General features: G+C 64.2%; 11 protein-coding genes. 2 read left to right on the plus strand and 9 right to left on the minus strand.

Annotated elements, in window-relative coordinates; all coding sequences use genetic code 11:
* Positions 1-159, plus strand: a 159-nt coding sequence (locus PCA31118_RS22790; protein ID WP_174990570.1) for an ureidoglycolate lyase, incomplete at its 5' end; no start/stop codon positions are given.
* Positions 160-290: 131 nt separating this feature from the next.
* On the opposite strand, the gene PCA31118_RS22795 is transcribed toward PCA31118_RS22790, so the two are convergent.
* The 9 genes from PCA31118_RS22795 to PCA31118_RS22835 form a co-directional block, all read right to left on the minus strand.
* The gene (locus PCA31118_RS22795; RefSeq protein WP_150627371.1) at positions 291-701 is read right to left on the minus strand and encodes a RidA family protein; all 411 of its coding nucleotides are present in this window, start codon (positions 699-701) and stop codon (positions 291-293) included.
* 2 nt (positions 702-703) lie between these two features.
* Complete coding sequence (locus PCA31118_RS22800; protein WP_150627266.1) at positions 704-1,174, minus strand: acyl-CoA thioesterase; 471 nt, start codon at positions 1,172-1,174, stop codon at positions 704-706.
* Between the two features lie 81 nt (positions 1,175-1,255).
* Positions 1,256-2,899, minus strand: a complete 1,644-nt coding sequence (locus PCA31118_RS22805) for an AMP-binding protein (protein WP_150627267.1) — start codon at positions 2,897-2,899, stop codon at positions 1,256-1,258.
* Between the two features lie 184 nt (positions 2,900-3,083).
* Positions 3,084-4,268, minus strand: coding sequence for an acyl-CoA dehydrogenase family protein (locus PCA31118_RS22810; protein WP_150627268.1), 1,185 nt, complete (start codon positions 4,266-4,268; stop codon positions 3,084-3,086).
* 2 nt (positions 4,269-4,270) lie between these two features.
* The gene (locus tag PCA31118_RS22815) at positions 4,271-5,134 is read right to left on the minus strand and encodes an enoyl-CoA hydratase family protein (protein ID WP_150627269.1); all 864 of its coding nucleotides are present in this window, start codon (positions 5,132-5,134) and stop codon (positions 4,271-4,273) included.
* Between the two features lie 216 nt (positions 5,135-5,350).
* Positions 5,351-6,190: an SDR family NAD(P)-dependent oxidoreductase gene (locus tag PCA31118_RS22820; RefSeq protein WP_150627270.1), complete on the minus strand. Its 840-nt coding sequence runs from the start codon at positions 6,188-6,190 to the stop codon at positions 5,351-5,353.
* 9 nt (positions 6,191-6,199) lie between these two features.
* The gene (locus PCA31118_RS22825; protein WP_150627271.1) at positions 6,200-8,542 is read right to left on the minus strand and encodes a bifunctional salicylyl-CoA 5-hydroxylase/oxidoreductase; all 2,343 of its coding nucleotides are present in this window, start codon (positions 8,540-8,542) and stop codon (positions 6,200-6,202) included.
* 260 nt (positions 8,543-8,802) lie between these two features.
* Positions 8,803-10,197: an MFS transporter gene (locus PCA31118_RS22830; RefSeq protein WP_150627272.1), complete on the minus strand. Its 1,395-nt coding sequence runs from the start codon at positions 10,195-10,197 to the stop codon at positions 8,803-8,805.
* Positions 10,194-11,591 carry a M20 family metallopeptidase gene (locus PCA31118_RS22835; RefSeq protein WP_150627273.1) on the minus strand — a complete coding sequence of 466 codons (1,398 nt, stop codon included), beginning with the start codon at positions 11,589-11,591 and terminating at the stop codon, positions 10,194-10,196. Before PCA31118_RS22835 ends, PCA31118_RS22830 begins: the two co-directional genes overlap by 4 nt.
* Positions 11,592-11,918: 327 nt before the next feature.
* Here PCA31118_RS22835 and PCA31118_RS22840 point away from each other — a divergent pair, with 327 nt between their 5' ends.
* Complete coding sequence (locus PCA31118_RS22840; RefSeq protein ID WP_150627274.1) at positions 11,919-12,836, plus strand: LysR family transcriptional regulator; 918 nt, start codon at positions 11,919-11,921, stop codon at positions 12,834-12,836.
* The last annotated feature ends 12 nt before the right edge of the window (positions 12,837-12,848 follow it).

Here is a 12,848-nt window from a genome sequence, read left to right on the forward strand (position 1 = left end):
TGGCATCACCCGCTGCTGGCATTGCACGAGGTGAGCGACTTCATCGTCGTGGACCGGGGCGGCGATGGACACAACTGCGACGAACTGGATCTGCCCTCGACGTACTGGCTCACGCAAGCGGAGCTGGACGCCGCACAGGGCAGACCAAAAGCGGCGTGATTCAGAAGGCGCAGGCGGCGTACAGGACCTGGAGGAAGCAAAAGAAGCAAAGGAAGCCGGCATGAAAAAACGCCGGGCAGTTCAAAACGCCCGGCGTTTTCCATGGAACCGATGACGACGTCGTTGTGGGCTCAGGCGGCAGGCGGCACTACAGCGGTCACTTCGATCTCGACCTTGGCCTCGTCCTCGACCAGATCGGCGACTTCCACTGCCGTCATCGCGGGAAAGTGCCGACCGATCACGGCGCGGTAGTGTTCACCGATGGCGGGATAGTTGGCCACGTACTCGCGTTTGTCCTTCACGTACCAGGTCATGCGAACGATGTGCTCCGGCTTCGCATTCCCTTCGGCCAGAATCGCCACGATGTTCTCGAGGGTCTGGCGCACCTGAAGCGCAAAATCATCGGTTTCGAAACGTTGCTGCCCGTTCCAGCCGATCTGACCGCCAACGAACACGATGCGGCTGCCGGCCGTCATCTCGAAAGCCATGCCATTGGCGTAACCGCGCGGTTTCGCCCATTCGGGCGGTTGCAGAACTTGCAGCATCAGGACACTCCTTCAATCACAGAATCAGGTGCGGCAAAGCGCACGATCGCTTCACGCTGGGCCGCAGGCACAGCGATCGGGGCGGGCCTGCCGCCCTCGCCTTTCGCGACCCAGACCAGCACCAGCGTTGCTTGCAGACGCGTCTCGTCGTTCGCGCCGGCGAATCGAATACGCAGCGTCATCGACGAACGGCCAAGGCGCGTGACTTCCAGCGAGCGCACGAGCGTGTCGCCAAGAAAACTCGGCGCGCTGAAGCAGCATTCGATATTTGCCGTCGGCACGCCCATCCCGTCGCGCAGATGCATCTCGCCGAACGACAGGCCCAACCCTTCGGCGCACCAGTCCTCGACAAGATCGTTGATCATCTCGAAGTAGCGCGGATAAAACACAATGCCCGCCGGATCGCAGTGTTTGAACCGCACCAGCAATGGCTTCACGAAAGCGTGTCGCGCCACGTCAGCCTCCGTCATCGTCTGCCTCCGTCCTCATTCGTCTTCCCCACAAAAGTCAGTGGGCGCCCACTGGAGCGCCCACTCTCCCATCACGACCGCTTATTGCGCCATCTGACGCAGCTTGAAGCGCTGCAACTTGCCGGTCTCCGTGCGCGGCAGCGTGTCGACGAACTCGATCGCGCGCGGGTATTTGTACGGCGCGATGTTAGCCTTCACATACTCCTGCAGTGCCTTCACCATCGCGTCGTCGCGCGGTTGGCCCGCCTTGAGCACCACGTAGGCCTTCACGATCTGGCCGCGTGCGTCATCGTTGGCGCCCACCACGCCGCACTCCGCAACCGCCGGATGCTGCAACAACGCAGACTCCACCTCGGGACCCGCGATGTTATACCCGGCGGAGACGATCATGTCGTCCGAGCGCGCCTGATAGTAGTAATTGCCCGCTTCGTCGCACATGAACGTGTCGCCCGGCAGATTCCAGCCGTTCTTCACGTAATTCTTCTGACGCGAGTCCGCCAGATAGCGGCAGCCCGTGGGGCCTTTCACGGCCAGCTTGCCCACCGTGCCCGGGGGCACCGGCTGCATCTTCTCGTCCACGATCATCGCGATGTAGCCAGGCACCGGCTTGCCGATCGCGCCCGGCACCACGTCGCCGTTGGCCGCCGAGATAAAGATGTGGATCATCTCCGTGCCCCCGATGCCGTCGATCATCTCGATGCCGGAGGCCTGCTTCCAGAGTTGACGCGTCGCGTCGGGCAACGCCTCGCCCGCCGACACCGTCTTCTTCAGACTGGACAGATCGTACTTGCCGACCAGCGCCGCCATCTGACGATAGAACGTGGGGGCCGTGAAACAGATCGTCGCGCGATAGTCGGCAATCGCTTGGAGCAGACTGTCCGGCGTGAGCTTTTCCAGCAGCACCGTCGCCGCACCGACGCGCAGCGGAAACGTCAGCAGGCCGCCCGTGCCGAAAGTGAACGCTAACGGGGGAGTGCCGCAGAAGATGTCGTCCGGTCCCGGCTTGAGCACATGACGCGGGAACAGATCGCACATCGCGAGCACGTCGCGATGGAAATGCATCGTGCCCTTCGGCTGCCCCGTCGTGCCGCTCGTGAAGGCAATCAGACAGACGTCGTCGACCGCCGTGTCACAGGCCTCGAAGCTCGCCGGCTGACGCGCCATGCGCGCCTCCAGTGAGTCCTCACCAACGTCATGGAAGTACACGACGCTCGACAGTACCGGGCAGTAGTACTCGTGTCCGGCCTGACGATTGAACTCCAGCTCCTCTTTGAGCCGGCCATCGCACAATGCGGCGCTCACTTGCGCCTTGTCCACGATCTGCTTGAGTTCCTTTGCGCGCAACAACGGCATCGTCGGCACGCCGACCAGCCCTGCCTTGATCACGGCAAGCCATGCGGCGGCCATGAACAGATTGTTCGGTCCACGCAGCAGCACACGGTTGCCCGGCACCAGCGCCATATCGTTACGCAACACGTGGGCAATGCGATCGACCATCTCGCGCAGGCCGAGATAGGTCGTGACGGTCGGCTTGCCGTTCTCGACCGAGTAGATCGCGGGTGCGTCGCCGCGTCCATCGGCAATCGCGCGGTCGAGCAATTCGGCGGCGCAATTGATGCGCGCCGGGTATGCCACGTCCGGATTGTCGAGCAGAAACTCGGGCCACTGATCGGCAGGCGGCAGATTGTCGCGTGCGAAAGTGTCGAGATGTCCAGATCGTTCCATGTGCTTCTCCTTGCCCCCGGTAATCAAGCATGACGCCGGCGCATCGCGCCGCGCGCAGTCCTAGTGCTTCCAAGTGTTATTGCAAGACGCCATGCCATCCCTGTCTCCGTGGGTTGCCACTGCGCACATCACAAACCCATCCAACATGTCCAACATGCCCCGCACGTCGAACGCCAGGCCCGAATCAACCGTCCTTGAGCAGTTCGCGCGCGATGATCAGTTTTTGTACTTCCGTTGCCCCTTCGTAAATACGCAGTGAACGGATCTCGCGATACAGGCGCTCCACCACCGCCCCCGACACCACACCCGCTCCACCGAACATCTGCAAGGCGCGGTCGATCACCTGCTGCGCCGATTCCGTCGAATACATCTTGGCCATCGCCGCCTCGCGCGTCGTACGCTGGCCCAACACGTCGCGCTGCCACGCGGCGCGATACGTGAGCAATGCGGCGGCGTCCACCGAGGTCGCCATGTCGCCCAGCGCGGCCTGCGTCAGCTGGAAGTCCGCCAGCGTCTGCCCGAACATCTCGCGCGACTTCGCGCGCGCCAGTCCCTCGTCCAGCGCACGCCGCGCAAAACCCAGCGCCGCGGCGGCCACCGACGCACGGAAAATATCCAGCGTCATCATCGCGACCTTGAACCCCTGCCCCGCTTCGCCCAGACGTTGCGACGCCGGCACGCGGCAGTTGTCGAACTTCAGGCGCGCCAGCGGATGGGGCGCGCTCACGTCGATGCGCTCGGCAATCGTCAGCCCCGGCGTGTCGGCGTCCACGACGAACGCGCTGATCCCACGCGCACCCGGCGCCTCTCCCGTGCGCACGAACACGCAATAGAAATCGGCAATGCCGCCGTTCGAAATCCACGTCTTCTCGCCGCTCAGCACGTAATGGTCGCCGTCGAGCGTGGCGGTACACGCCATCGCCGCAACGTCGGACCCGGCGTTCGGCTCCGAGAGGGCGAACGCGGCAATCGCCTCGCCCGACGCCACACGCGGCAAATAACGCTGCTTGAGTGTTTCACTGCCCGCGAGCGTGATCGCACCGCTGCCCAGTCCCTGCATCGCAAAGGCGAAATCAGCGAGGCCGTCGTGGCGGGCCAGCGTCTCTCGCAGCACGCACAGCGCGCGCGAATCGAGCTTGTCCAGCGCGCCCCCGTGGCTTTGCGGCACGCAGTACTTCAACCAGCCTGCTCGGCCAAGCTGACGCACCAGCGACACGCACGTGGCGTCCGTATCCGCGTGATGGTCGACGCTCAGCTCGCGCGTACACCAGTCGTCCAGGTCCGCGCCCAGACGCCGATGCGCCGCGTCGAAAAACGGCCACGCGAGAAAGTCGGCGTTCCGGGCGTTGTGAGGAGTGAGGTCGCTCATCGTCAGTCGCCCTTGAAAACCGGCTTTTGCTTCGCCACGAAAGCGTCGTAGGCACGACGAAAGTCTTTCGTCTGCATGCAGATCGCCTGGGCTTCGGCTTCGGCCTCGATGGCCTCGTCAACGCCCATGTTCCATTCCTGATGCAGCAACTTTTTCGTCACGCCATGCGCAAAGGTCGGGCCGCATGCGATCTGATCGGCCAGCGTCTGCGCTGCCGAGAGCACAGCACCGCCGTCGTGCAGCGCATTGAAAAAGCCCCATTGCAGACCTTCGTCCGCCGTCATCACGCGTCCGGTGTAGAGCAGTTCCGACGCGCGCCCCTGACCGATCATGCGCGGCAGCAACGTGCAGGCGCCCATGTCGGCGCCGGCGAGACCGACGCGCACGAACAGGAACGCCGTCTTCGCCTGCGGCGTGCCCAGGCGCATGTCCGAGGCTAGCGCCACCATGGCGCCGGCGCCGGCGCAAATGCCGTCGATGGCGCTGATGACAGGCTGCGGGCAGGCGCGCATCGCCTTGACGAGATCACCCGTCATGCGGGTGAAGTCCAGCAGCTCCGGCATGCTCATCTGCGTGAGCGGACCGATGATTTCGTGGACGTCGCCGCCCGAGCAGAAATTGCCGCCCGCCCCGGTCACCACGACGGTCTTGATGTCCGTTGCATAGACCAGCCCGCGAAACAGATCGCGCAGCTCGGCATAGGAATCAAATGTCAGCGGATTCTTCTTGTCGGGACGATTCAGCGTGATCGTGCCGATACTCGGACGCCCTTGCGCGTCGTTCGACACCGACCACAGAAAGTGTTTGGCTTCATAGTTCGCGAACGGGCGCTTGTGATGCGCCATGGTCAGTTTCACGTCACTCATTGGCCGATCTCCTTTGATATTGCGCTGTCATCGCTTTGATATCGCGTTGACGTTGCTTTGACATCGCCCGGCATGCTCGTTTCGGCATCGTGTGCCGATGACGCCCGGCGGTCCTGCTGGTTGGAACGACGTCGCGCGCTATCGCACCGCGTCGACATCCTGAAATATTGCTGTCGCTACCGTTGCTGTCTTTGCCGTCTGCCTGCGTCCGGGGCGTCACCCAACCGTCACTTCGCCGCCTGCCACGGCGATCGACTGGCCCGTGACGGCACCGGCGCCCGGCTGGCACAACCACAGCACCGCGTCGGCGACTTCCTGCGGCTGCACGAGACGGCCCTGCGGATTGCGTTTGGCCAGCTCGGCACGCGCCTCGTCTTCGCTACGCCTCGTCTTGGCCACGATGTTCGCCACCGCGTCGCGCACGATGTCCGTTTCCGTATATCCCGGGCACACGGCATTGACCGTCACCCCTTTCTTCGCCACTTCGAGCGCCAGCGCACGCGTGAGGCCCACGACACCATGCTTGGCCGCGCAATACGCCGTGACGTACGGGTAGCCGATCAGCCCGGCAGTACTCGCCACGTTCACGATACGGCCCCACCCTGCGCCGAGCATGGCGGGCAACGCCGCCGCGATGCAGTGATAGGTGCCTGTCAGGTTGACGTCGATCATCTGTTGCCAGAGCTGCGCGTGCGTTTTGCCGAACGGTGCGCTCACTGCTTGCCCGGCGTTGTTCACCAGCACCTGCACCGGGCCGAAACGCTGCGCCGCACGTGCGAACGCCGCTTCTACGGCACCCGCGTCGGCAATGTCAGCCGCCACCCAAGCCACCTCGCCGAGCGCGGCCAATGCCTGCACGCCCTCGGCCAGTCGGGCTTCGCTGCGCCCGAGCAGCGTCACGCGCGCGCCCTGGGCGAGCAGCGACGCCGCGACCGCTTCGCCGATGCCGCGCGCACCGCCCGTGACCAGCGCGTGCACACCGTTGAGCGTTGCCGGCGCCCCGCCGGTGGCCGCTGCCGTGGGCGTTGCGGTGGTCGTGTTGTCCGTAGCCGTCATGAACTGTCCTTATTTACCGATCTGTTGCGCGTAGGCGGCAGCACGCTCCAGATTGGTCTCGTACTGGCGTTTGCCGGCATAGTACTGCGGCGGCCACGGCAAGTCCTTGTAACCGATCTTCGCCGCTTCGTGCAGCGTCCAGAACGGGTCGGCCAGATGCGGGCGCGCGAGTGCACAGAGGTCGGCACGCCCGGACGCAATGATGCTGTTCACGTGGTCCGCCTCGAAGATCGCGCCAACCGCCATCGTCGGCACACCGGCGTCGTTACGCACGCGATCGGCGAACGGCGTCTGGAACATGCGGCCATAGACCGGCTTTTCTTCCTTGCTGACCTGCCCCGACGAGCAGTCGATGAGGTCTGCCCCCGCGCCCTTGAAAGCGCGGGCGATGGCGACGGCGTCGTCCGGCGTGATACCGCCCTCGACCCAGTCGTGCGCCGAAATACGCACCGACATCGGCTTGGCGGCAGGCCACACGTCGCGCACCGCTTCGAACACTTCGAGCGGATAGCGCAACCGGTTCTCCAGCGAGCCGCCGTATTCGTCCTGACGATGGTTCGTGAGCGGCGAGATGAAGCTCGACAGCAGGTAGCCGTGCGCACAGTGCAGTTCGAGCCAGTCGAAGCCCGCTTCGGCGGCGCGGCGCGCCGCTTGTACGAAGTCGTCCTTGACGCGGTCCATGTCGGCGCGGGTCATTTCGCGCGGCGTTTGCGACACCCCTTCGATGTACGGCAGCGGCGACGCCGAGATCAGCGGCCAGTTGCCGTCGTCGAGCGGTTGATCGATGCCGTTCCAGGCAAGGCGCGTCGACCCCTTGCGACCGGCGTGACCGATCTGCATGGCGATCTTGGCGTCGCTGCCCGCATGCACGAAGTCGACAATGCGCTTCCACGCGTCGCGCTGCGCATCGTTCCACAGACCGGGGCAGCCCGGCGTGATGCGTGCGTCCGGCGACACGCAGGTCATCTCCGCGACGATCATGCCGGCGCCGCCGAGCGCGCGGCTGCCCAGGTGAACGAGGTGAAAGTCGCCAGGCACGCCGTCGACGGCGGAGTACATGGCCATCGGCGACATCACGATACGATTCTTGAGCGTGAGTTCGCGCGCGCGGAACGGCGTGAACATCGGCGGAATGGCGTGCTGCCCCGCCGCCCGCTTAACGCCTGCCTGTTCGGCGAGCCAGTTCTCGTATCCCTCGACGTAGCTCGCGTCACGCACGCGCAGGTTCTCGTGCGAGATACGCTGCGAGCGCGTGAGTAGCGAGTAAGCAAACTGCTCCGGCGCGAAGCGGGCATACCGGTCGACGGTCTCGAACCATTCCGTCGAGTTGCGTGCGGCGTTCTGGATCTTGAGCACTTCGATGCTGCGCGCGGCTTCGTAGTCGGCCAGCACGCCGGGCAGGGCGTCGATCCCCTGGGTGCCCAGGCCGTCGGCAAGGGCAATCGCGTCTTCGAGCGCGAGCTTGGTGCCCGAGCCGATGGAGAAGTGCGCAGTGTGCGCAGCGTCACCCATGAGCACGACGGGCACGCGCTTGCCGTCCATGTCATGCCAATGAACCCAATGCTCGCAAATCACACGCGGGAACTGAATCCAGATGGCCGAGCCGCGCAAATGTTTGGCGTTGCTCATCAGCGGGTTGCCGCCGAGATACTTGGCGAAGAGGTTTTCGCAGAACTTGACCCCCTCCTCCTGGCTCATCTGGTCGATGCCATGGGCACGCCAGACCGACTCCGGCGTTTCTACGATAAACGTCGACGTGTCGGCATCGAACTGGTAGGCGTGCGCCTGGAACCAGCCATGCTCGGTCTTCTCGAAAGCGAACGTGAAGGCGTCGAAACGCTGGTGCGTGCCGAGCCAGACGAAGCGGTTCTGACGCGTGTCGATGTCGGGTCGGAAGGTCTCGGCGTAGCGGGTGCGGATACGGCTGTTGAGGCCGTCCGAGGCGATCACCAGATCGGCCTGATAACGGCGCGCGATTTCCTGATCGTCGCTCACATCGGTCTCGAAGACGAGTTCGACGCCGAGCGCTTCGCAACGCGCCTGCAGAATATTCAGAAGCTTCTTGCGGCCGATGCCGATGAAGCCATGCCCGCCCGAGGTGATCGTGCGGCCTTCGAAGTGGATGTCGATGTCGTCCCAGTGGTTGAAGGCGGCGTTGATCTCCGCGGCGCTCGTCGGGTCGGCTTCCTGGAGGTTGTCCATGGTGGCGTCGGAGAACACCACGCCCCAGCCGAAGGTGTCGTATGGCCGGTTGCGTTCCACGACCACCACGCGATGGGACGGTTCGCGCAGCTTCATCAACAGCCCGAAATACAGGCCCGCGGGACCACCGCCGATACAGACGATATTCATCTCCACCCTCCGGATTCACAAGATCGCCACGGCGCGCAGCAGGCGCACCGTCGTTCGCTCTTTGTTAAATCGTAAATAGTTTATGCCTAAAATACTAGCGAAAAAAATTTCCGACGGCAAGGTCGGCGGTAAGACGAAATCGGGAGGGAAAGTACTTAGACGAGAGAGGCGCGCGAGGGCGTGCGGAGGGGTGGAGAGAAGCTGCGTGGGCGGGTCGCGGTAAGGGCGTGGAAGATGAACCCTCCCACGCCCGCATTGCTTCAGCGCGCGCCCATCCTCACGCGTGCAATCAGGAGTGTCGTCAGACTGATCACCGCCCCCACCATCAGGTACAACCCCGGCGCCAGCTTGTTCCCCGTCGCCGCAATCAGCCATGCCACGGCCAGCGGGGTGAAGCCACCGAAGATCGTCGTGCCCAGGTTGTAGCCGACCGCCATGCCGGTAGCCCGTGTCCGGGTCGGAAACAGCGACGACATCAGCGCCGGAATCGGTGCGAAATAGACCGCCTTCAACGTGCCGACCCACAGCATCACGATCATCATCGTGGCGAGCGATGCATGCGCGTTCATGAAAGCGAACGCGGGATACACCGTACACAGGAACAACACCCCGGCGGCGAGCATGATACGAATGCGACCGACCTTGTCCGACCAGTGCCCGACGAACGGCGTGAGCGTCATGATCACGAACCCTGTCACCAGCGTGGCGATGAAACCCTGGGCCGGCGGCAGACCCAGCTGTTTCGTGGCATACGTCGGCATATACAGAATCATGTAGTTGGCCGTGGTCGTGAGAATGAGCGCTCCGATACAGACGAGCAGGCGCGCCTTTTGCGTCGCGAGCACTTCCCATACCGGCGACCTGGCGAGCTTCCCGACATCGGCGCCATCGGCAAGCGCTCCCGCGGCGCTCGTTTCCCCGGCCTGTCGACGGGCAACGTCCTTGGCGAACGCCGGTGTCTCGTCGACATATTTGCGGATGTACAGACCGATCGGCCCGACCAGCATGCCGAAGAGGAACGGAATGCGCCAGCCCCATGACTCCAGCTGGGGCTGTGTCAGCGCGCCCGTCAGTACCGCCCCGAATGCCGACGCGAGCAGCGTGCTCGCGCCCTGACTTGCGAACTGCCAGCTCGACATGAAGCCCGGCCGATGCGGCACGTGCTCGACCAGAAACGCCGTCGAACTTCCGAATTCGCCGCCCGCCGAAAAGCCCTGCATCAGCCGCGACGCGAAAATGCCGATCGGTGCCCAGACGCCGATCGCAGCGTACGTCGGCATGAACGCAATCAGCCCCGTTCCGACCGTCATCATGGCAATCGACAGCATCAACGACGCGCGGCGGCCCCGGCGATCGGCATACGCGCCGAGCACGAACGCCCCCAGAGGGCGGGCCAGGTACGACAGTGCGAACGTGCCCAGCGCCATGAGCAACGACACCGTCTCGTCGTGCGCGGGAAAAAACAGCTTTGAGATCGTCACGGCAAAGTAGCCGTACACAATCAGGTCGTACCATTCCAGCGCGTTGCCGATGGAGGTCGCAACGATCAGCTTGTAGACCGGGACCTCGGCGCGTGCCCCGGCGCTGGCGTCCCTGGCATCGCCCGAGGCGTCGTGGGCGTGATCCGCCCCGGAGGCGGCAGCAGAACTGTTCATCGCGGCTTCCCCTCTTTCAGATTCACTTCACCAAGATCCCAGAACAGCCCGGCCATGATCTGCAACGCCTCGCGCGCGACAGAGCCGAGCAGGTGTTCGTCGGGTGCGTGCTGGGAACACGCGGGATAGGAGTGCGGCACCCACAACGTAGGCAGCCCGAGCACGTCCGCAAAGACATCGTTGGGCAACGTGCCGCCAAGGTTCGGCAACAACACCGGGGGTTTGCCGGTGGTCTCGCGCATCGACGCCAGCGCCCACAGCACCCACGGGTCTTCCGGATCCAGGCGCGTCGCCATGACCCCGCGCTCCACCTCGACCTCCACCATCGGGAAACCGTGGGCGTCGAGGTGCGCGCGGACGATCTCGCCCAGACGCTCCCAATCCGTGCCGACGACGAAGCGAATCTGCATGTGCGCGTAGGCATACGGCGGAATGGCGTTGACCGGTTTCTCCGGATTGCCGGTCTTGAACGCGAGCACTTCGATGTTGTTCCAGCCGATGACGCGCTCGGTCGGCGTCAGCCCCGGTTCGCCGTAGTCGACGTCGACTGCCGGGTCGTTGGGACCGCCGCCGACTTCCAGCCCGGTCAACGCCCGGCGCACCGACGCGGGCAACGCGGGCGGACGCAACCCTTCGACGAGGATCTTGCCGTTGCCGTCGACCATCGACGCGATCGCATTGGCCAGCACGATGCCCGGATTGCGCAGCAAGCCGCCCCAGTTCCCCGAATGATGACCGCCTTCGCGCAGATTCAGACTGAGCTTGAAGTTCACGAGTCCGCGCGAGCCGAGGAACACCGTCGGGCGCGCCGCCGACAGGCGCGGACCGTCCGACGCAATCAGCACGTCGGCACGCAGTTCATCGCGCAGTTGCTCGCAAATCGCGTGCAGTCCGGGCGAGCCCATCTCCTCGCCCATCTCCACAATCATCTTCACGTTGTAGCCGAGCTTGCCGCCACGCACGGCCAGCACTTGCGCCAGCGCCGACAGATTGATCGTGTGCTGGCCCTTGTTGTCCGCGGTGCCGCGGCCGTACCAGCGATCGCCTTCGACAACGATCTCCCACGGCTTCAGCCCGTCGCGCCACTGCGCGTCGTAGCCACGCACGACGTCGCCATGCCCGTAGGTCAGCACCGTCGGCAAATCGTCCCCTTCATGGCGCTCGGCAATGAGGAATGGCCCGCCCCCTGCCACGGGATTCGGCACGATGCGCGACGTGAAACCCAGCGCCGCCAGCGCTGGCGTCATTTCGTCGGACAGGTACGCGTGGAGCACGTCGCCGCTGTCGGGCTCCTGACTCTCGGTCTTGTAGGCGACGCGACGATTGAGGGTGTCGAGAAAGGCGCCCGAATCGTATTGGGCGGTGGCTTGGGAAATCGCTGCGCTACGGGTCACTGCTTGTCTCCAGATGGCGTTGTGGATACGGTTGCGGATCTCGCACATCGCTGCGACGCGTGTCGGTGGCACGCTGCGGCACAACCGTTCAGGCCATTCTAGGAGCGGGTATTTTTGACAACAATGATAATATTTCGAAGGTTTCGTTGCCGTTTCGGCAAAGCAGAAAGACCATCCTGACAGAGCATTCGGAGCGCTTGCAGTATTTCGGACGCGTTCGACGCCGCTCGCACTCGCGTGGCTGACGCGGCGGACGTGTCTGCTACGGCTGATTCAACGGACACCGCTTCCGCCCTTCCTCCCTTCCCGACTTCTGAGGTGCTTTCCATGCAAACTCATGCACTGCGCTACTTCCTCGAAGTTGCCCGCACCGGTTCGCTCAGTCGGGCGTCGGAGCGCCTGCATGTGGCGGTATCGGCACTGAGCCGACAAATCGCGAAGCTCGAAGAGGATCTCGGCACGCCGCTGTTCGAACGGCGCCCGCGCGGCATGGTCCTGAGCGAGGCCGGAGTGTTGCTTGCCGATCATGCGCGCCGGGTCCTGCTCGATGCCGAGCGCGTCACGTCGGAAATTCGGGGATTGACCGAAGCGGGCCGCGCAACGATTCGCGTGGCGAGTGCGGAAGGGGTGGCGCGCGACTTCCTGCCTCAGGTCTTCGCGCGCTTTCGGGAAACCTATCCGGGCGCGCATTTCCTGCTGGACGTCGTCTCCCCATTTGTCGCAACGGAGCGTGTGCGCGACGGCGACGCGGATATCGCCGTGTGCTTCAGCGTCGCGCCCGAGAAAGGCGTGCAGGTGGTTCACACCCAACCCGCGCCCATTTATGCGTTGATGGCAAAAAAACACCCGCTTGCCAAACGACGCAACATTGCCCTGGCCGACTTGCTCCCGTACCCGATCGCCCTGTCGAACGCCGGTGTCACGATCCGTCAGATGTTCGATCTGTGCTGCTCGCTCGAAGGCCTGCTGTTCGAGCCGGTTTTCATCAGCAACTACCACGCCGCGCTACACAGCTTCGTGCGCTCGGGCAATGCCGTCACGCTCACCGGCCTGCTCACGGTACGCAGCCGCCTCGCCCCGGAGGGCCTCGTGGCGATCCCGATCCGCAATCCGGCATTGCATCAACGATCGCTGCAAGTGCAAACCATGGCCGCACGCACGCTGCCCGCGCCCGTCGAGGCGTTTCTCGGTCTGCTCATCGACGCCATTCGCGCGCCGGAAATTCTCGACAAGCCCTTCTCATGACGTCACACGCCG

This window comes from Pandoraea captiosa (assembly GCF_902459775.1).
In the GTDB taxonomy this organism is placed as follows: Bacteria; Pseudomonadota; Gammaproteobacteria; order Burkholderiales; family Burkholderiaceae; genus Pandoraea; species Pandoraea captiosa.

Coding starts and splice junctions, on each gene's coding strand:
- PCA31118_RS22810 (WP_150627268.1), bottom strand. CDS start 4,268: ATGAGCGACCTCACTCCTCACAACGCCCGGAACGCCGACTTTCTCGCG.
- PCA31118_RS22840 (WP_150627274.1), top strand. CDS start 11,919: ATGCAAACTCATGCACTGCGCTACTTCCTCGAAGTTGCCCGCACCGGT.
- PCA31118_RS22800 (WP_150627266.1), bottom strand. CDS start 1,174: ATGACGGAGGCTGACGTGGCGCGACACGCTTTCGTGAAGCCATTGCTG.
- PCA31118_RS22820 (WP_150627270.1), bottom strand. CDS start 6,190: ATGACGGCTACGGACAACACGACCACCGCAACGCCCACGGCAGCGGCC.
- PCA31118_RS22830 (WP_150627272.1), bottom strand. CDS start 10,197: ATGAACAGTTCTGCTGCCGCCTCCGGGGCGGATCACGCCCACGACGCC.
- PCA31118_RS22805 (WP_150627267.1), bottom strand. CDS start 2,899: ATGGAACGATCTGGACATCTCGACACTTTCGCACGCGACAATCTGCCG.
- PCA31118_RS22815 (WP_150627269.1), bottom strand. CDS start 5,134: ATGAGTGACGTGAAACTGACCATGGCGCATCACAAGCGCCCGTTCGCG.
- PCA31118_RS22825 (WP_150627271.1), bottom strand. CDS start 8,542: ATGAATATCGTCTGTATCGGCGGTGGTCCCGCGGGCCTGTATTTCGGG.